We start from the raw sequence: 19,519 nt of genomic DNA on the forward strand, positions 1-19,519 counted from the left end.
CAAACCGGCGCCAGCCTGTGAGCCGGATGGCCCGACGAGGAAGTTAACCCGCCTGCCGGACGGTTCCTTCAGGGTTAGAGGTAACCGCCGCATTCCCCGCCTTAATAACATCAAAAGTCCGCAGCGCATCGGCGTTTTGCACCAGGGATTCACGACTGATTTCGCCGATGGTTTTCGTCCCGGTCAGCGTCATCGCCACCTTCATCTCTTTTTCGATCAGGTTCAGCAGATTGGCGACACCCTGCTTGCCGTGCGTGGCCAGCGCATACAGATAAGCGCGGCCCAGCAGCACGCTATCGGCGCCGAGGGCAATCATGCGCACGACATCGAGGCCGTTGCGGATGCCGCTATCGGCGAGAATCGTAATGTCGCCTTTAACCGCATCGGCAATCGCGGGCAGGGCGCGGGCGGAAGAGAGCACCCCATCAAGCTGGCGGCCGCCGTGGTTAGACACCACGATGCCATCTGCGCCGAAGCGCACCGCGTCGCGGGCATCTTCCGGATCGAGGATCCCCTTGATCACCATCGGGCCATCCCAAAATTCACGGATCCACTCAAGGTCTTTCCAGGAAATCGAGGGATCGAAGTTATTCGCCAGCCAGCCGATGTAATCCTCCAGGCCGGTCGGCTTGCCGAGGTAGGCGGAGATGTTGCCTAAATCATGTGGGCGGCCGTTTAATCCGACGTCCCATGCCCACTGCGGATGGGTCACGGCCTGCCAGTAGCGGCGCATCGCCGCGTTCGGGCCGCTCATCCCGGAGTGAGCATCGCGATAGCGTGCGCCGGGGGTCGGCATATCGACGGTAAAGACCAGCGTTGAACAACCCGCCGCCTTCGCGCGCTCCAGCGCGTTGCGCATAAAGCCGCGGTCGCGCAGAACGTACAGCTGGAACCACATCGGACGCTTAATGGTCGGGGCAACTTCTTCTATCGGGCAGACGGAAACGGTAGAGAGGGTGAAGGGTATGCCTTTCTCATCCGCTGCGCCGGCGGCCTGCACTTCACCACGGCGCGCGTACATCCCGCACAGCCCAACCGGCGCCAGCGCCGTTGGCATCGCCAGCTTCTCATTGAATAAGGTGGTTTCCAGGCTCAGATCCGACATATTGCGCAGAATGCGCTGGCGCAGGGCCACGTCGGAGAGATCCTCAACGTTGCGGCGCAGGGTGTGCTCGGCGTAAGCGCCGCCGTCGATGTAGTGGAACAGGAACGGTGGCAGGATACGCTGTGCGGCGGCGCGGTAGTCGCTGGCGGCGGAAATAATCATCACAAGTTCTCCCTGGAATTGTCGTTATGGTCACCGGGCAGGCGGGTAATTCGCGCCTGGCGGGCCTGGTCTTCATCAAAACGTTTGATGGTGGCGTGAACGAAGCCCAAATGGGCCATCATCGCCTGTCTGGCACCTTCCGGGTCACCGGCGACAATCGCCTCCATGACCGCCAGGTGCTGTTCGGTGAGGCGAGCGAATACCGGCGGGACGAGATACATCCGCTGGCGGCTCTCCTTGACTGAGGATTGTAAGAGGTCAAAAAAACCGCGCATGGTTTGCAGGAGCACCACGTTGTGCGAGGCTTCGGCGATCGCCAGGTGGAAGCGGACATCGGCCTGCGAGGCCAGGTCCGGGTCTTCACTTTGGGTGGCTTCAAAGCAGAGGCGGATTTTCTCTTTTTCGGCATCGGTTGCCCGCATTGCCGCATGCCAGGCGGTGCTGGCTTCAATAGCATGACGGGCTTCGAGGATATCAAAGCTGTAATCGGGGTCGTCGGAGAGCAGCGTCTTCAGCGGTTGAACGATGTTTTGCTCCGACCACGCTTCGTGCTGCCAGCGCACGAAGGTGCCGCCGCCGCGACGGCTGAGCAGCACCCCTTCGTTGACTAACATCGCCAGCGCTTCGCGCAGAGAATTGCGCGATACGCCGAGCTGCGTTGCCAGCTGGCGCTCGGCGGGCAATCGCATGCCCGCCTCCAGCTTTTGTTCTTCAATCAGCGCCCGCACGCGACGGGCGACGTCGTCGGCAAGGCGTTTTGGCATCACTATCACGGGATCATCCAGGTTAAGACATACGCCTGCAGCGTGGTGATGACGCCGACCATACAGGTGAAAATCAGGCTGTGTTTGACGGTAAAGCGGAACAGATCGGACTCCTTACCCACCAGGCCGACCGCCGCACAGGCGATGGCGATCGACTGCGGGGAGATCATTTTCCCGGTCACGCCGCCGGTGGTATTTGCTGCGACCAGCAGGATATCGGAGACGCCAATCTGCTGGGCCGCAGTGGCCTGCAGCGCGGCAAAAAGCGCGTTAGACGAGGTATCTGAACCGGTCAGGAATACCCCCAGCCAACCGAGGAACGGCGAGAAGAAGGTAAATGCATGGCCGGTGTGCGCCAGCGCCAGCGCCAGCGTTGAGGATAGACCGGAATAGTTGGAAATAAAGGCGAACGCCAGCACCATGCCGATGGAGTAAATCGGCAACGCCAGCTCTCTCAGCGTGCTGCCAAAGGTGGAAATCGCATCTTTTGGCTTCATGCGCAGCCAGACGATGGAAAGCAGCGCGGCGAACAGGATCGCGGTGCCGGTGGCGGAGAGCCAGTCAAATTTATAGACCGCGGCATATGGCGTGGCTTCGCTAACCACCGGCGGCATGCGCGCTACCATCTTGTCGAGGAACGGCACGGAAATATTAATCACAAAATCGTACATTGCGCCGCCGGGAGCGAAGAGCGCTTTGAACGGCGGCACGCTCCACAGGGTCACGGTGGCGGTCAGAAACAGGAACGGTGTCCAGGCGCGAATCACCTGTCCCGGCGTGTAGTGCGTGCGCGCCAGGTTCATATCGACCTGCGATGCGCCCATATCGCCGAAGCGAAAGATGCGTACCGGCTGCCAGCGTTTGAGGAACAGCGTCAGACAGACCAGCGATACCAGCGAAGAGATAATGTCCGGCAGCTCCGGGCCGAGGAAGTTTGAGCTGAGGTACTGAGCGATAGCAAAGGAGCCGCCGGCAACCATGACCGCAGGCCAGGTCTCTTTAATGCCGCGCCAGCCGTCCATAATCGCCATGATCCAGAACAGCACGATGATGGTCAGAAACGGCAGCTGGCGGCCGACCATCTGGCCAATTTCAAAGCTGTCGAGTCCCGTAACCTGCCCGGCGACCAGAATCGGAATGCCCATCGCGCCAAACGCCACCGGCGCGGTATTAACGATCAGGCACAGGCCCGCCGCATACAGCGGGTTAAAGCCGAGTCCTACCAGCAGCGCTGCGGTGATGGCGACCGGCGCGCCAAAACCGGCGGCCCCTTCAAGGAAGGCGCCGAAGGAGAAACCGACGATCAGCATTTGCAGACGCTGGTCCGGAGTAATCGATAAGATCGATGAGCGGATAATGTCGAACTGCCCGGTTTTCACCGAAATTTTATAGACGAAGACCGCGGCGATAATAATCCACGCGATTGGCCACAGGCCGTAGAAGAACCCGTAGATGACGGAGGCCAGCGCGTGGTCAACCGGCATCTTGTAGAACAGCAGGGCGACGGAGAGCGCAATGACCACGGTCCAGGTCGCAGCGACGTACCCTTTCAGCTTGAGCTTAATCAGGGCAAAAAAGAAAAACAGAATCGGTAGCGATGCGATAAGACTCGATAGCCAGATGTTGCCGGCCGGATCGTAATTTTGTTGCCAGAGGTTCATGCAGGTCTCCATCGGGCCGCCATGATGCCGTGCTGAGTCTTGTGCTCTTAGCAGGTCACATCATTTGTAAAATTGGCCCAGCCAAATTGCGATTGTAGGATTAACGACAAGGAATGGTTAATCAAATGTTATTGCTGGGCAATATGATTGTGACGGAAAATGATGGATATGTGAACCATTAGAGGGTTTAAGAAATAATTGGTAGGGCCAATTGGGGCGGTGAATAGCGTTAGAATCAGAATAGATCCCGGAGGCGATGCAGCGCATCTGTCCGGGCTACCGTCTCGCAGAGGGCTGTGAACCCGTAGCCCGGTCAGCACAACGCCACCGGGAGGCAGCGGCGCCGTTACACCAGGTTCGGCACATTTCCCGGAGGCGATGCTGCGCATCTGCCCGGGCTACCCTCTCGCAGAGGGCAGTGAACCCGTAGCCCGGCTAAGCGTAGCGCGAGCCGGGAGATTCACGGGATGAAAATATCAGAACTCGGTTTTTGAGAAGCCGGTCATCTCTTTGAGGCCCATTTCGCGTCCCAGCGCGGTCATCGGGTGGACAACGACTAAACCGCGTACGCTTTTCTTAAGCTTGCCCATATCGGCCTGCTCTTTTTTGGTGATGGCGCGGCGATGCGGCATGCTCATCAGCTTTTGCGCTTCTTTGCTCAGCTTCTGGCCCTGAACCTCACGCAGGCGGACGAGCTCCGTCTCAATGGTGGTTTTCTCTTTTTCCAGTTCGGCGTACTTGTCAGCAGCTTCGACCAGTGACAGCTCGGCCTGCTGGTGGCGGATAGCATCAAGACGATCGCTCAGGCGCTTAATTTCGTTTTTTTCGACTTCTTTCATGGTGGTTTAATCTATTAAGAAAGGGGCATTATCAGACTATAGTATGTGCTGTCGCTTGGGTTGTGGGTAGTTATTTATCAAAACGACGCCATTTTTTTACCCTTAACAGGCGTAACGGCACAATATAACTTATTGAAAATTATTCCTGTTTCAAGGCAGAGTTGGCGAATACTCATTTCTGTGAAGCCTGTCGGCTGTTAAGCACGTTTTCCTCATCTGAAACGCTATTTTTGGCTAATCCTTAATAGGATCATTCCCCAGCAGAGGAGAGCGTGATGGCGAAAATAGGCGACGGCGTACCGCGTATTATTGATAAAGCCGTAGATTTTATGGCTTCAAGTCAGGCTTTTATGGAATATCTAAAAAAATCTCCGCGTTTGCAGCATATACCGCCGGATATTCCGGCTGATAAAGAAGCGCTGTTTCTGCGACGTCTTGAGTATTATCGTCAGCTTTATCGGCCGACGTGCGACCAGCAAGAGTCAGAATCAGAGCGTTGATTTTTGAAAGGCTTTTTTTAAGCTGATTTTAGAAATCAGCTCGGTCAGAGAAAGCATCATTGTTGAACGTACGACCTGCTGGTAGCGCAGCTTTTGCATTGCCAGCAGCTCCGCATCGCTATCATCGAATTGCGGCGTGGGCGGCAGGGCGGCGACGCAGTGCAGCTCGCCAAACGGTCCGAGGATCTCATCGTCGGTAAAACTGTACTCATTACCATCGTGATTCAACTCTTCGCGCATGGCCATCAGCAGTTCGGCATCTTCATATTCGGCGCGGCTAATCACCCCAAGGCCGTAGATCAGCTTCAGGCGTACGGAAAGGTCGCCCAGCGGCCCGTCGCCGTCCAGCAACGGCTCCACTGCGTATTTCACCGCGTAGTCGTCTTTACGGAATACCTGAAGCACCAGGATATTGACCGCTTCCGTAAGCAGTTCAACGGCGGCGATCAGGAAGCTTCGTACGGTTTTGCCAGCATTCAGACGTTCAAGCACACGGTTTTCAAATGCCTGTGTTTCTTCCATTATTGCCTGCATATCTGACATAAGTAATGGGCGCGGTTCGGACCGCGCCAGGTCTTGCCTCATTTGGTCGCGTTGTAGTCGTTAACGGCTTCCGCCACCACTTCGCTTGCCGCGTCCAGACCAGAAATCTGCGCCAGCGCGGCCTGTGGGCCTTTCTCGGCAATCAGCGCCGCCAGTTCCTGCGCCTGCGGATCGTCTTCGCTGCGGAAGTGCATCGCCGCGGCGATCCCTTTCAGCAGATTCCGGTGCGGCAGGCCGTATTCCAGCGTACCAAGCAGCGGCTTAATTAAACGGTCGCCAGCGCTCAGTTTACGCAGCGGCTGGCGGCCAACGCGCTCAACGTCATCTTTCAAATACGGGTTCTCAAAGCGACCGAGAATTTTCTGGATGTAAGCAGCATGCTTCTGCGCGTCAAAGGCATAGCGTTTAATCAGCACCGCGCCGCTCTCTTCCATGGCCCCTTTAACCACAGCGCGAATCTTCTCATCAAGAATCGCGTCACGGATGGTCTGATGACCCGCCAGTTTTCCGAGGTAGGCGGTTATAGCATGTCCGGTGTTTAAGGTGAATAGCTTACGTTCGACAAATGCCATCAGGTTATCGGTTAATTCCATACCGGGGATGTTCGGCAGTTCGCCTTTGAACTGGGTCTTGTCGACAATCCACTCGCTGAAGGTTTCCACGGTGACTTCCAGCGGATCGTGAGTAGCGGAAGCCGATGGCGGAACGATGCGGTCAACGGCGGAATCAACGAAGCCGACGTTGGCTTCAACCCAGGCTTTATCTTCTTCGCCCAGGGCGTTAAAGACATGTCCCTTCAGCTGGGTGGTACCGCGGACCATGTTCTCGCAGGCGATGATGTTGAGCGGGGCAGTAACCCCCTGCGCTTTACGTTTGACCAGGCCTTTGGCAATCGCCGGGGCGATGCGTTCCAGCACGACCGGGCCGACGGCGGTGGTCACCAGATCCACGCTGGCAATCAGCTCGACAACTTCGTCGCCGATGCTGCTGACGGCGTCAACGCCGGAAACGGTATCGACCTGCTCATTCTCGCCGACCACGTGAACCTGATAGCTATGACGGGCATTCAGGGCATCAAGCACGACCTGATTTACATCCGCGAACGTCAGCTGTATCCCCGCGTCCGCCAGCAGTTTGCCGATAAAACCACGACCGATATTACCTGCGCCAAAATGTAATGCTTTCATAGTATTAACCTTCAATTAATGTTTTTACCTGAGAGGGTTCGGGTGAGGCTTTTCCCTCACCCGAACCCTCTCCCCACGAATGAGGAGAGGCGGGCGTTGCCCGGCGCACTGCCGGGCAACAGGTTACGCTTTCAGCAGCGTCAGAACTTCTTCAACGCTGGTGGTTTTCGCCAGACGCTCAATCACCGACTCATCGTCCAGCGCGTTGGTCAGGCTGGTAATCACCTGGATATGCTCGTTATTACGGGCGGCGATACCGATAACCAGGCGAGCCACCTCATCCTCTTCTTCACCAAAGCGCACGCCTTCCGGGTACTGGCAGAAGACGATGCCGGTTTTCAGAACGCGGTCTTTGGCTTCAATGGTGCCGTGCGGTACCGCAATGGACTCACCCAGATAGGTGGAGGTCAGCTTTTCACGATCCAGCATCGCCTGGACGTATTCCGGTTCAACGTAGCCGCCTTTCACCAGCTGTTCGCCGGCAAACAGAATCGCTTCTTCTTTCGTTGCCGCTTTACGACCGAGGAAGATGTTCTCCGCGCCGAGTTTGAACAGGTTGGTGTCAGACGCGTCGAAGCTGTCTTTCAGGCTATCGCGAACTTTCTCTTCGTTATCCGTGTGGCGCTGCGCCGCAACCAGACGTTCGGTCAGGCTGGTGTACAGGCCGCTGTCGAGGAAGTTAGTCAACGAAATATGCTGCGCCTGCGGCACCTGGCGCATCGCACGCTCGGTCAGGTCGCGGTGGGTGATGACCAGGTCAACATCCGGCGGCAGGTTGTTGATCGCACAGTTGGTGACGGAGATATTACTCAGTCCGGCATCGTGCACTTTTTTACGCAGCACGCCTGCGCCCATTGCGCTGGAGCCCATACCGGCATCGCAGGCAACGATGATTTTACGCACGTGGCTCAGGTCGTTAGCCACGTCTCCCGCGGCCAGCGGAGTGGCGCCGCCTTTGGACTGCGCTTTCATATCCTGCATACGGCGGGTTGCGGCCTCAATATCATCTTCTTCTTTAACTTTGCTGGTTTTCAGCAGCACGGCTGAAACCACGAAGGAGACGGCCATGGCGGCAACAATCGCGGCGATGTTAGCGAAGTAGGCGCCTTTCGGCGTCATTGCCAGCACGGCGAGGATGGAGCCCGGAGAGGCCGGAGAAACCAGACCGCCGTTGAGAAGGGTCAGGGTAAACACGCCGGTCATACCGCCGAGGATAACCGCCAGAATCAGGCGCGGGTTCATCAGTACGTACGGGAAGTAAATTTCGTGAATACCGCCGAGGAAGTGGATAATTGCCGCACCGCCCGCAGACTGTTTCGCGCTACCGCGACCAAAGAACATGTATGCCAGCAGGACGCCCATCCCCGGACCCGGGTTGGCTTCAATCAGGAAGAAAATAGATTTGCCGAGATCGTGAGACTGCTGGATGCCCAGCGGCGAGAAGATACCGTGGTTGATGGCGTTATTGAGGAACAGGATTTTTGCCGGTTCAACAAAGATAGACGCCAGCGGCAGCATGTCGTGCGCCACCATGAAGTTAACGCCCGCAGCCAGGATTTTCGACAGAACTTCAACCGCCGGGCCAATGCCGAGGAACGCCAGGATAGCGAGGATCATACCGATGATGCCTGCGGAGAAGTTATTCACCAGCATCTCAAAACCGGACTTGATCTTACCGTCTACCCACACGTCGAATTTTTTAATAGCCCAGCCGCCCAGTGGACCGGCGATCATGGAGCCGAGGAACATCGGCATATCCGCGCCGACGATAACGCCCATGGTGGTAATCGCGCCGACTACGCCGCCGCGCTCGCCGCCAACCAGCTTACCGCCGGTATAACCGATCAGCAGCGGCAGCAGATAGGTGATCATCGGACCGACCAGCTTCGCCAGCGTTTCGTTCGGTAACCATCCTGTCGGAATGAATAGTGCGGTGATAATACCCCACGCGATAAACGCGCCGATATTTGGCATCACCATATTGCTGAGGAAACGACCAAAGCTTTGCACTTTGATCTTGATATCGGATGACATAAAACACCCCTTCTTCTGTTTTTGCTATCGGCAGGCTGAAAGCCCGAGGCTTGTTGTTAATAAGGCGGCAGAGGTAGCCGGGCCCTGAGTGATAGTGCGAAATCTGGCACTGAATCGTTAAGCTGTCCAGTCGATGGATTTTTATGTGACTTGGATCACATGAATATAGGGCGACGAGGGTCTTTTGTAGTGATCTTCGTCACAAAATTGGTGTGTAAAAAAACAACAGACCCGGTTTTAAGGGGGGATAATGCATTTTTATGTGATTAAAATCACAAATTTACTTTGACTTTTTGTTATTTATTTGTGATGTGCATCACAAAATATTTTCACCTGGATTTTCCCTGATGTGATCTCGCGCAGGTTATACCGCGTTCTGCTTGCTGATGCGTCATTCAGCAACGTGAGGGCTTAAAGAACATTTTAGTCGTCAATGGCGAAAATGAAACGGGTGAATTATGCTCAATTTGTCCGCCCTTTTTTTTGTCGGGCCCGGCATACATCCTGGAAATAATTAGCGTAAATCCGAGGAAATTATGTTTCTCAATTATTTTGCGCTCGGCGTTCTGATCTTTGTATTTCTGGTGATTTTTTATGGAATCATCATTCTCCATGATATTCCTTATCTGATCGCGAAGAAACGTAACCACCCGCATGCCGATGCCATTCACGTTGCGGGTTGGGTGAGTCTTTTTACTCTGCACGTTATCTGGCCGTTTTTATGGATCTGGGCCACGCTTTATCGGCCTGAACGCGGCTGGGGGATGCAGCACTCGCGGGATGAGATGTCGCCGGAGGCGACGGAAAGCGAGGATGAACTTAGCGAACTGCGGCAACGGGTTATTGCGCTTGAAAAGCAGATAACGGGTATTCAGCCATCTACCCAATCCCCTACGGTGGAGAAATAACTCATGGATCTGCTGATTATTTTAACCTACGTGGCGATAGCCTGGTCGATATTTAAAATATTTAAGATCCCGGTAAATAAATGGACGGTTCCCACCGCGGCGCTGGGCGGCGTATTAATTGTTAGCGCGCTTATTTTATTAATGAACTACAACCATCCTTATACCTTCACTGCGCAGAAGGCGGTGATTTCTATTCCGATTACCCCGCAGGTTACCGGAGTGGTCAGCAGCGTTACGGATAAAGCCAATCAACGGGTTAAAAAGGGAGAGGTGCTGTTTACCATCGACCCGACACGTTATCAGGCGCGGGTCGACAGACTCCAGGCCGATCTTGTGACCGCGCTGCACAGTATCAATACCCTTAAAGCCCAGCTTTCTGAGGCTCAGGCCAACACCACGCGCGTTTCGGCGGAGCGCGACCGTCTGTATAAGGATTATCAGCGCTACCTGAAAGGAAGCCAGGCGCGGGTTAATCCGTTTTCGGAAAGCGATATCGATAATGCCCGGCAAAACTACCTCGCCCAGGATGCGATGGTGAAAGGATCGGTGGCGGAGCAGGCGCAAATTCAGAGTCAGCTCGACAGCATGGTTAACGGCGAGCAGTCTCAGATAGTGAGCCTGCGCGCGCAGCTGGCGGAGGCGAAATATAATCTTGACCAGACCACCGTGCGCGCGCCCAGCGACGGTTATATTACCCAGGTCCTGATTCGTCCCGGTACCTATGCCGCCTCGCTGCCTCTGCGGCCGGTGATGGTCTTTATTCCGCAACAGAAACGCCTCATCGTGGCGCAGTTCCGGCAAAATTCGCTGCTCAGGCTGGAGCAGGGCGACGATGCCGAAGCGGTATTCAACGCGCTGCCGGGACAGGTCTTTCGCGGCAAACTGGTGAGTATTCTGCCGGTCGTGCCGGGCGGAACATACCAGGCGCAGGGCACGCTGCAGGCACTGACGGTGACGCCGGGTACCGATGGCGTGCTGGCGACCATTGAGCTGGAGCCCAACGCTGCCGTCGACGCTCTGCCTGACGGGATCTATGCCCAGGTGGCGGTTTACTCCGATCATTTCACCCACGTTTCGGTGATGCGTAAAGTGCTACTGCGCATGACCAGCTGGATGCACTATCTCTATCTGGATCATTGATGAAATCGTTCTGGCATGAGGTGATTTCTCTCTCTGCTATTTGCCTGCGCCTGCGCCATACTTAATACTTTGTTGGCGAAAGGAGCAGGCAATGAAACTGATCGGCAGCTACACCAGTCCCTTTGTGCGCAAAATTTCCGTCATACTGCTGGAAAAAGCGATCCCCTTTGAGTTCGTCAACGAATTCCCTTACCACGAGACTAACGGCGTGGCGCAGTATAATCCGCTGGGAAAAGTGCCCGCGCTGGTCACCGATGACGGTGACTGCTGGTACGATTCTCCCATTATTGCTCAATACCTGGAGCTGCTCGGCATCGGCCCGGCTATGCGAGTGACGGAACGTTGCGCCCTGATGAGGTTAATCTGGCGACCATTTCCGCAGCCTGCGCCATCGCTTATCTCAATTTCCGCCGCGTCGCGCCAGGCTGGTGCGCCACCCGACCGAAGCTGGTCCGTCTGGTGGATTCCCTCTTTCAGCGCGCCAGCTTTGCGCGCACCGAACCGCCGGTGAGTTGACCCAGGCAGGTAACAGTTTTCTCGTGAAGGGATTACAATTGCTGCTCATTTGTTGACTCCCTCTCCCGTCGGGAGGGGGGAAAATAGGCTCATTCATGACTACCGAGATTCGTGCGCTTTATACCCGGCTTCCGGCCATCGACCGTTTACTCCGCGATCCCGCATTCTCACCGCTGCTGATGCAATATGGTCACTCCCAGACGGTGGCGCTGCTGCGCCAGATGCTGGACGAGGCGCGGGAAAATATCCGTCAGAACCAGGCGCTGCCGGGCTGGTGCGATGACTGGCTGCAGGAAACGACGAGGCGGCTGGCGCTGACGCAGCAGAGCGCGCTGCGTCCGGTTTTTAACCTGACCGGTACCGTGTTGCACACCAATCTTGGCCGGGCGATTCAGGCGGAAGCGGCGGTTGAGGCGGTTGCCCGGGCGATGCGCGCGCCGGTGACGCTGGAATACGATCTTGATGATGCCGGACGCGGCCACCGCGACCGAGCGCTCGCCGACCTCCTGTGCCGTATCACCGGTGCGGAAGACGCCTGTATCGTCAATAACAACGCGGCGGCGGTACTGCTGATGCTGGCGGCGATCGCCGGCGGCAGCGAGGTGGTGGTGTCGCGCGGTGAGCTGGTGGAGATCGGCGGCGCGTTCCGTATTCCTGACGTGATGCGCCAGGCGGGCTGCGTTCTGCATGAAGTCGGTACCACTAACCGCACCCACGCGAAAGATTATCGTCAGGCGGTGAACGACAATACCGGCCTGCTGATGAAGGTGCATACCAGCAACTACAGCATTGAGGGCTTCACGAAAGCGGTCGATGAAGCGGAGCTGGCCGAGCTGGGGCGCGAGTTGAATATCCCGGTGGTGGCCGATCTCGGTAGCGGTTCGCTGGTAGATTTAAGCCAGTACGGCCTGCCGAAAGAGCCGATGCCGCAGGAGATGATTGCCGCAGGCGTCAGCCTGGTGAGCTTCTCAGGCGATAAACTGCTGGGGGGCCCGCAGGCAGGAATCATCGTCGGCAAAAAATCGCTAATCGCCCGTTTGCAGAGCCATCCGCTCAAGCGCGCCCTGCGGGCGGATAAAATGACCCTCGCGGCCCTGGAAGCCACGCTGCGCCTCTATCTGCACCCGGAAAAGTTGGCCGCAGAGCTGCCGACTCTACGCCTGCTGACTCGTCAGGCGGATGACATTCGTCAGCAGGCCGAACGTATACGAACGGCTCTGGTCGCGCATTATGCTGATTTTGACCTGCGGGTTGAGCCATGCCTGTCGCAGATCGGCAGCGGCTCGCTGCCGGTGGACCGTTTGCCCAGCGCGGCGTTGACGTTGACTCCGCGCGATGGTCGCGGCAGCCAGCTGGAGGCCCTGGCGGCACGCTGGCGTCTGCTGTCCGTGCCGGTTATTGGCAGGATCTATGATGGCCGCCTGTGGCTGGACCTGCGCTGTCTTGAGGATGAAACCCGGTTTATGGAGATGTTACTGAGATGATTATTGCCACCGCCGGACACGTTGATCACGGCAAAACCACGTTGCTGCAGGCGATAACCGGCATCAACGCCGATCGCCTGCCGGAAGAGAAAGCGCGCGGGATGACAATCGATCTGGGCTACGCCTACTGGCCGCAGCCCGACGGGCGGGTACTGGGGTTTATCGACGTACCCGGTCACGAAAAGTTTTTGTCCAACATGCTGGCCGGTGTCGGCGGTATCGATCACGCGCTGCTGGTGGTGGCCTGCGATGATGGGGTGATGGCGCAGACGCGCGAACATCTGGCGATCCTCCAGCTTACCGGGCAGCCGACGTTAACCGTCGCGCTGACCAAAGCTGACCGCGTAGAAGCAACTCGGATCGAGGAGGTAAAGGCGGAAATCGATGCGGCGCTGGCGGAGTTCGGCTTTACCGGCGCGACCCTGTTTACCGTCGCGGCGACGGAAGGGCGGGGCATTGACGAGTTGCGCGAGCATCTCCTGCGCCTTGCCGCGCGCGCGCATCCGCAGCATCAGCGTTTTCGCCTGGCGATCGACCGGGCATTTACCGTCAAAGGCGCGGGGCTGGTGGTTACCGGGACGGCGCTATCCGGCGAGGTCAACGTTGGCGAGACGCTGTGGCTGACCGGCGTGGATAAACCGATGCGCGTGCGCGGTCTGCACGCGCAAAATCAGCCGGTTGAGCAGGCCCGGGCCGGCCAGCGTATTGCCCTGAATATTGTCGGCGATGCGCAAAAAGAGGACCTCAATCGCGGCGACTGGCTGCTCTCGGTACAGCCCCCGGAAGCCTCTGACCGGGTCATTGTCGAGCTCGAGTGCCACACGCCGCTTAGCCAGTGGCAGCCGCTGCATGTCCACCACGCTGCCAGCCATATTACCGGCCGGGTGTCGCTGCTTGAAGGCGCGCTGGCGGAGCTGGTCCTCGATACGCCGCTGCGGCTGGCGGATAATGACCGTCTGGTGCTGCGCGATACTTCCGCGCGCCTGACGCTCGCCGGTGCGCGAGTGGTGACGCTCAATCCGCCGCGCCGGGGCAAGCGTAAGCCGGAGTATTTACAGTGGCTGCACGCGCTGGCTGCTGCGCAAAGCGATGACGTCCAGGCGCTGGATATTCACCTTCAGCGCGATGCGGTGCGTCTCGATGATTTCGCCTGGGCGCGTCAGCTCAGTAGCGATGGCCTCAACGCCCTGATTAACCGCCCTGACTATCTACAGGCGGGAAAGAGCCTGTTGAGCGCCCCGCTCGCCGCGCGCTGGCAGCGCAAGCTGCTTGAAGCCCTCGCGCGCTATCACGATCAGCATCGCGATGAGCCGGGACCGGGCCGCGAACGGCTGCGGCGTATTGCGCTGCCGATGGAAGATGAAGCGCTGGTGCTGCTGCTGATTGAGCAAATGCGAGAAAGCGGTATTGTTCATAGCCACCACGGCTGGCTGCATCTGCCGGAACATAAAGCGGGCTTTACCGACGAGCAGCAGGCCATCTGGCAGCGGGTCGCCGGACTGTTTGCCGATGAGCCCTGGTGGGTTCGCGATCTGGCGCGGGAAGCCTGCGTGGAAGAGTCGTTAATGCGTGCGGTGCTTCGCCAGGCGGCGCAGCAGGGGATGATTACCGCGATCGTCAAAGATCGCTACTATCGCAACGATCGGATCGTGGAGTTTGCCAAAATGATCCGTGAACTGGATCTGGAAAGGGGGTCAACCTGCGCGGCGGATTTCCGCGATACGCTGAACGTCGGGCGCAAGCTGGCGATTCAGATCCTCGAGTATTTTGACCGCATCGGTTTTACTCGCCGTCGCGGTAACGACCATATTCTGCGGGATAAGGCATTGTTCATAAAAGAATAAACAGAAGTTGCCGGAGGCGCCTGGCCGGGCTATCAGGTCTGGTCTGATGGCCCGGGCAGCGGGTTGCATTAACCCCGCTCGGTGGAAGAGATGCGCAGAGTCAGCGGGCGAAACTGGCCGTAAATCCATAATCCGAGCCAGGCCAGGCTGCCTACGATGCCGGTCAACACCAGCGCCAGGATGAAGCAGAAGATCGGGCTGATAATAATCGCGCTGAAGCCATGGACAGCTTCTCCGTTCCAGCGCAGCGTCAGTAAATTGACGCCAACCGCCGCGAGAATGCCGTTTAAAAGGCCGAGCGGCACTAATGAGCAGGTCAGGCCGATAAGCAGGATTTTATAAATACTGCCCGCGCTCATTTTTTTTAAAGAAACGGTAATGAATTCATCCATAAATCAAAAGATCCTGTTCTAAAACACCGGGAGACATGACGTCGCTTGCGCCATCAAACCCCCGCTAGCAGCGGGGGGCGGGAGAAAGTATGTGGCCTGGGAGCGAGGGAGGTCAATCTGAAATAGCCCGCTTATTGCTGCTTCTGAGTTCGTTTCTCAGTTGTTACCCCCTGAAATGGCGGGAGCGAAGCGTTTACTCAAGCCGCTGCGCGAGACGGCAGAGGCGATTTCTCGCGAACTGGGCTTTTCCGTGCGGGAAGGCTAAGGCAGATGACCTAATTGTCCCGGGCATCTGAGAGAAAACGCCGCTGACTCCATTCAGGATCAAGGCGCGGAAGCGGCTTTTTCTGGCACTCTGCATTTTTATCCCTAATGGAGCAAGGATGAACCGGTTTATTATCGCGGATGCGCAAAAGTGCATCGGCTGCCGTACCTGTGAAGTCGCCTGCGTGGTGTCCCATCAGCAGAATCAGGATTGTTCTGGCGTATCCGCTACGCGCTTTGCACCGCGGATCCGCGTGGTAAAGAATGATGAACTTTCGACGGCGACGTTGTGCCGCCAGTGTGAAGATGCGCCCTGCGCCAACGTCTGCCCCGAGGGCGCTATCCGCCGAGAAAATTCGGTCTGGCGCGTGGATCAGCGCCGTTGCATTGGGTGCAAAAGCTGCATGGTGGCGTGCCCCTATGGCGCGATGACGGTGATGCGGGTGGAGGAGGGCGTACAGGCGCTGAAGTGCGATTTGTGCAGCCATCGTGAAGAGGGCCCGGCCTGCGTGGCGGCATGCCCGACGCAGGCGCTACGCTGCATAGAGCCCATGGAGCTGGAAAGAATAGCCGCTGAACGTCGCCAGCGGATGGCGCTGGCGATGTAGCGTATTTCTCGTAGACGGCGCTACGCGCCTGTCGGGGCTACTGATCGGCAGACGATGGTGGCCCCGCCGGTCTGCTGATGCACATTACGCGTCCTGTTCGCTCCATGCGCGTTCAACTTCTTCGGCGAGAATCTTCACGCCCGCTTCAATCTTCTCCGGATCCGGCACGTAGTTCATGCGCATGCACTGATGCGTGTGCGGCCACGGTTTATCCAGCCCCGGGAAGAAATAGTCGCCTGGCACCATCAGGACGCCGCGCTTTTTCAGGCGCTGGTACAGCAGCTCGGTAGATATCGGCAAATCTTTAAACCACAGCCAGAGGAAAATGGCCCCTTCCGGCTTATGAATCAAGCAGCGATCTTCCGGCAGGTAGCGGCGAATAATAGCGATAGTCTCCTGAACGCGCTGGTAGTAAAACGGCTTAATCACCGTTTCCGACAGGCGCAGCAGGTCGTTGCGTTTAATCATCTCGCACATCATGGCCGGCCCCATTCCACCGGGGGCGAGGCTGATAATGCCGTTCATATTGCTGATGGCGGTGATGATTTTTTCGTTAGCGATGATAATCCCGCAGCGGCTGCCCGGCAGGCCAAGCTTGGAGAGGCTCATGCACAGGACGATATTCGGATTCCACAGCGGTCGGGCGTCGCTGAAAATAATGCCCGGGAACGGAACGCCGTAGGCATTATCGATAACCAACGGGATGCCGTGCTGATTGGCCAGCGCATCGAGCTTGATCAGCTCATCATCGGTGATCACGTTACCGGTTGGGTTGGTGGGACGGGAAACGCAGATCATTCCCGTTTCGTCCGTCACCTGCAAATGTTCGAAATCCACATGGTATTTAAACTGGCCTTCCGGCAGCAGTTCAATGTTCGGGCGAGTGGCGACAAACAGCTCTTCTTCGAGGCCGGAGTCGGCGTAGCCGATATACTCAGGCGTCAATGGAAACAGCACTTTACGCGTGGTTCCATCCGCGCGGCGTCCTGCGAAGAGGTTAAACAAGTAGAAAAACGCGCTCTGACTGCCGTTTGTCAGTGCAATATTCTGCGGCTCGATCTCCCAACCCAGTTCATCACGCAGCATTTGCGCCAGCAGGGTCAGCAGCTCGCTTTTACCCTGCGGGCCGTCATAATTGCAAAGCGCATCAAGGGCTTTGCCGTTATTCAGCATGTCGCTCAGCAGGCTGTGGAAGTAATCATTCATTTCCGGAATCTGTGCGGGATTGCCGCCGCCCAGCATGATGGCGCCTGGCGTACGCAGGCCGTCATTGAGGTCTTCCATCAAGCGGGTGATGCCCGAATGACGGGTAAATTTGTCGCCAAAAAGTGAAAATGTCATCGCGATTAGTCTGTCGGTATTCCAGGAAAGTGGGTAACCATAACGCCAGCGCAGACAGGGTGCAAATCGGGGTATCAGGAAGATAATTCGTTTTTATGCTTTGAGGTAGATGATTTTTGGTCGTTTATCCTGAAAAGGCTCCCGCGATCGTCGGGGGAGCCGCTCATCAAAAAGCTACTGCTGTCCTGCCCACACCACCATGACTTTGTCATCACCGCTCTCGCGGATAAAGCCGTAGCCTGTCGCCATCGATAGCGTGGTTTGTTTACCCATGCCAATGGCCGGATGACGGGCGCGGAACTGGCCCAGTTTCTCCCAGTGGGTCACGCTGCGCGCGGCTTTGCCGTTGATGTCCTGCCAGTTCATATCTGAACGCGTTCCCTGAAGCGGGTCGGAGCCGGTCGGACCGAATGGCCGTGAGGATTCATCGCCGTAGTAGATCTGCACTGCGCCAGGCGCAAGCAGCAGCAGTTCCGCCGCCGTGCTACCGCCTTCACGGAACAGACTGGTATCGTGCGAAGAGAGGTAGCTTAAGACGTTGAAATCCTGGAGCTTCTCCGCCATTTGTTGCCAGGTCAGATCCATATTGGCCAGGCAGCTTGTCGCTTTTGCTGCCTGATCCTGATAATCAAAGTTCAGCATGGCATCAAAGCCGTGACGATAGTAGTCGCTCTGCATCACGCCGTGGCCCCAGGCTTCGCCGGTCATCCAGAACGGGGCGTTATCCAGCGCTTTATCCGGATTGGCTTTTTTCCATTCCGCCAGCGCTTCACTGGCCTGGGTTTTTAGCTGCAGCCAGGCCGCCTGCTCGACGTGTTTGGCGGTATCAACCCGGAAACCGTCGATGCCATAATCGCGTACCCATTGGCTCAGCCAGTGGGTCAGATAATCGCGCGGCGTGTAGCCGGGGATCGCTTTAGCGGCGGTATCCGGCTTATGGCGATAGAAGTTCGGCAAGCCGGGGGGCTCCGTGGATTCGGTTTTCAGATCCGGCAGGAAGGCCAGCGACATGGTCAGATCGTCAAAGCCGGGGTTGTCGTAATCGCCGATATCGGTGCGGATCCATTTTTTACCCCACCATTTCTCCCATCCGGCTTTATCGCTGAAGTTAATGTAGTCGTTAAAACTGTGCCAGCTCTGTCCTGCGCGAGGCTTCCAGTCGGTCCAGCGCTCTCCGAGCGTCTTTTTCAGTTCGTCACCCTGGATGTACAGCGAGCCAAACTGAAACTCCTGCATATCGGCCAGGGTCGCGTAGCCGGTATGGTTCATCACCACGTCGAACAGAATGCGAATCCCGCGCTTGTGGGCCTCGTCTACGAGACGGCGCAAATCGTCTTCCGTCCCCATATTGGCATCCAGCTTAGTCCAGTCCTGGGTGTAGTAGCCGTGATAGGCATAATGCGGGAAATCACCTTTCGTACCGCCGCCGACCCAGCCGTGGATTTGCTCCAGCGGCGAACTGATCCAGAGCGCGTTAACGCCGAGCTGCTGGATGTAATCAAGTTTGCTGGTCAGGCCCTGCAGGTCGCCGCCGTGGAAGGTGCCGATTTCCTGCATGCCGTCTTTGTGGCGGCCATAGCTATTGTCGTTGGCCGGGTTGCCGTTAACAAAGCGATCGGTCAGAACGAAATAGACGGTGGCGTTGTGCCAGTTGAACGGCGCGGCGGATTCGGTTTCCGCGCGCTCAAGCAGCAGAAGACCATTGCTGTTAAACGCCGGCTGGAGGGTAATTTTACCGCCGCTGACGGTCGCGATATTGCCGCTGTAAAAGTCGCGAACTTTACTGCCTTCGGCAAAGGATTTACTGACGTCAATGGTCAGCGGCTTGCCATCCCATTTCGGACACTGCTTGATCTGCGGCGCGGCGGCAGCGGACTGTTTCTCCTCAAGGGAGACCATCAGAGTCGGCGTACCCGAACGGGTGTCCACTTCCAGGGTATAGCGCCCGTCGCGAAAGATGCGCCACTGCGGCACCGGGTCGCGACAGGGTTCCATCGACAGCATCTGGTTGAGCTTGATCATGCCAGCGGGCTGCCAGCACTGTTGGTCAAAATTAATTCGCAGCGGGCGCGTACCCTTTGCTACCTCGTTTTGACTGATAAATCTGCCGGTGCCCTCTTCGGTGAAGGCGGGGAAGTCTGCGGTAGTCCAGGCGGCGAAGGCCATCCCAGGCAACAGCAGCGACGCAAGCACAGCGAGTTTCATTGCGGAGTCCTGTAGGCGGTGT

The 19,519-nt window shown here is 57.2% G+C and carries 16 protein-coding genes and 2 pseudogenes; 8 read left to right on the top strand and 10 right to left on the bottom strand.

Features of this window, described 5'->3' with window-relative positions; translation table 11 throughout:
- Positions 1–43: 43 nt before the first annotated feature.
- The 4 genes from lldD to K2184_RS04735 form a co-directional block, all read right to left on the bottom strand.
- Positions 44–1,267 carry an FMN-dependent L-lactate dehydrogenase LldD gene (lldD, locus tag K2184_RS04720; protein ID WP_004116380.1) on the bottom strand — a complete coding sequence of 408 codons (1,224 nt, stop codon included), beginning with the start codon at positions 1,265–1,267 and terminating at the stop codon, positions 44–46.
- Positions 1,267–2,040, bottom strand: a complete 774-nt coding sequence (lldR, locus tag K2184_RS04725; protein WP_004106838.1) for a transcriptional regulator LldR — start codon at positions 2,038–2,040, stop codon at positions 1,267–1,269. Before lldR ends, lldD begins: the two co-directional genes overlap by 1 nt.
- Positions 2,037–3,692, bottom strand: a complete 1,656-nt coding sequence (gene lldP / locus K2184_RS04730; protein WP_004106831.1) for an L-lactate permease — start codon at positions 3,690–3,692, stop codon at positions 2,037–2,039. The genes lldR and lldP overlap by 4 nt, the downstream gene beginning before the upstream one ends.
- Positions 3,693–4,168: 476 nt before the next feature.
- Entirely contained in the window at positions 4,169–4,531 is a 363-nt protein-coding gene (locus K2184_RS04735; RefSeq protein ID WP_004106830.1) for a YibL family ribosome-associated protein, read from the bottom strand.
- A 275-nt stretch (positions 4,532–4,806) separates the two neighbouring features.
- Between K2184_RS04735 and K2184_RS04740 the strand changes: the two genes are divergently transcribed.
- Positions 4,807–5,031 carry a hypothetical protein gene (locus K2184_RS04740; protein ID WP_004106828.1) on the top strand — a complete coding sequence of 75 codons (225 nt, stop codon included), beginning with the start codon at positions 4,807–4,809 and terminating at the stop codon, positions 5,029–5,031.
- On the opposite strand, the gene mtlR is transcribed toward K2184_RS04740, so the two are convergent.
- The 3 genes from mtlR to mtlA form a co-directional block, all read right to left on the bottom strand.
- Entirely contained in the window at positions 5,020–5,616 is a 597-nt protein-coding gene (gene mtlR, locus K2184_RS04745) for a mannitol operon repressor MtlR (protein WP_024274809.1), read from the bottom strand. The two genes, K2184_RS04740 and mtlR, sit on opposite strands and share 12 nt — an antisense overlap.
- A complete protein-coding gene (gene mtlD / locus K2184_RS04750; RefSeq protein WP_004106824.1) occupies positions 5,613–6,761 on the bottom strand; it encodes a mannitol-1-phosphate 5-dehydrogenase in 1,149 nt (382 codons plus the stop codon). Before mtlD ends, mtlR begins: the two co-directional genes overlap by 4 nt.
- 123 nt (positions 6,762–6,884) lie before the next feature.
- Positions 6,885–8,795 carry a PTS mannitol transporter subunit IICBA gene (gene mtlA, locus K2184_RS04755; RefSeq protein ID WP_004106823.1) on the bottom strand — a complete coding sequence of 637 codons (1,911 nt, stop codon included), beginning with the start codon at positions 8,793–8,795 and terminating at the stop codon, positions 6,885–6,887.
- A gap of 536 nt (positions 8,796–9,331) precedes the next feature.
- Here mtlA and K2184_RS04760 point away from each other — a divergent pair.
- From K2184_RS04760 to selB, 5 genes and pseudogenes are all read left to right on the top strand, one after another.
- Positions 9,332–9,703 carry a DUF3302 domain-containing protein gene (locus K2184_RS04760; RefSeq protein ID WP_047720526.1) on the top strand — a complete coding sequence of 124 codons (372 nt, stop codon included), beginning with the start codon at positions 9,332–9,334 and terminating at the stop codon, positions 9,701–9,703.
- A gap of 3 nt (positions 9,704–9,706) precedes the next feature.
- Positions 9,707–10,843 (top strand): HlyD family secretion protein, encoded by a 1,137-nt coding sequence (locus tag K2184_RS04765; RefSeq protein ID WP_004106821.1) that lies wholly within the window; start codon positions 9,707–9,709, stop codon positions 10,841–10,843.
- Between the two features lie 91 nt (positions 10,844–10,934).
- Positions 10,935–11,359: pseudogene (locus K2184_RS04770) on the top strand (glutathione S-transferase N-terminal domain-containing protein).
- A gap of 95 nt (positions 11,360–11,454) precedes the next feature.
- Positions 11,455–12,843: an L-seryl-tRNA(Sec) selenium transferase gene (gene selA / locus K2184_RS04775; protein WP_016807714.1), complete on the top strand. Its 1,389-nt coding sequence runs from the start codon at positions 11,455–11,457 to the stop codon at positions 12,841–12,843.
- The gene (gene selB / locus K2184_RS04780) at positions 12,840–14,687 is read left to right on the top strand and encodes a selenocysteine-specific translation elongation factor (protein WP_163524750.1); all 1,848 of its coding nucleotides are present in this window, start codon (positions 12,840–12,842) and stop codon (positions 14,685–14,687) included. Before selA ends, selB begins: the two co-directional genes overlap by 4 nt.
- 68 nt (positions 14,688–14,755) lie before the next feature.
- Here the strand turns inward: selB and K2184_RS04785 are convergent, their stop codons facing one another.
- Positions 14,756–15,079, bottom strand: a complete 324-nt coding sequence (locus tag K2184_RS04785) for a hypothetical protein (protein ID WP_126488047.1) — start codon at positions 15,077–15,079, stop codon at positions 14,756–14,758.
- A 181-nt stretch (positions 15,080–15,260) separates the two neighbouring features.
- Between K2184_RS04785 and K2184_RS04790 the strand changes: the two are divergent.
- Together K2184_RS04790 and K2184_RS04795 are read left to right on the top strand one after the other, a co-directional pair.
- Positions 15,261–15,344, top strand: a pseudogene (locus K2184_RS04790) (IclR family transcriptional regulator); the annotation flags it as partial.
- A 118-nt stretch (positions 15,345–15,462) separates the two neighbouring features.
- On the top strand, positions 15,463–15,951 hold the full coding sequence (locus tag K2184_RS04795; protein ID WP_016807718.1) for a 4Fe-4S dicluster domain-containing protein: 489 nt from the start codon (positions 15,463–15,465) through the stop codon (positions 15,949–15,951).
- An 84-nt stretch (positions 15,952–16,035) separates the two neighbouring features.
- On the opposite strand, the gene avtA is transcribed toward K2184_RS04795, so the two are convergent.
- Both avtA and K2184_RS04805 read right to left on the bottom strand, forming a co-directional pair.
- On the bottom strand, positions 16,036–17,292 hold the full coding sequence (avtA, locus tag K2184_RS04800) for a valine--pyruvate transaminase (RefSeq protein ID WP_047720528.1): 1,257 nt from the start codon (positions 17,290–17,292) through the stop codon (positions 16,036–16,038).
- Between the two features lie 174 nt (positions 17,293–17,466).
- Positions 17,467–19,497 carry an alpha-amylase gene (locus tag K2184_RS04805; RefSeq protein ID WP_163524752.1) on the bottom strand — a complete coding sequence of 677 codons (2,031 nt, stop codon included), beginning with the start codon at positions 19,495–19,497 and terminating at the stop codon, positions 17,467–17,469.
- Positions 19,498–19,519 lie beyond the last annotated feature (22 nt).

The organism is Klebsiella sp. K5-306, from assembly GCF_051835185.1.
Classification (GTDB): domain Bacteria; phylum Pseudomonadota; class Gammaproteobacteria; order Enterobacterales; family Enterobacteriaceae; genus Klebsiella; species Klebsiella oxytoca.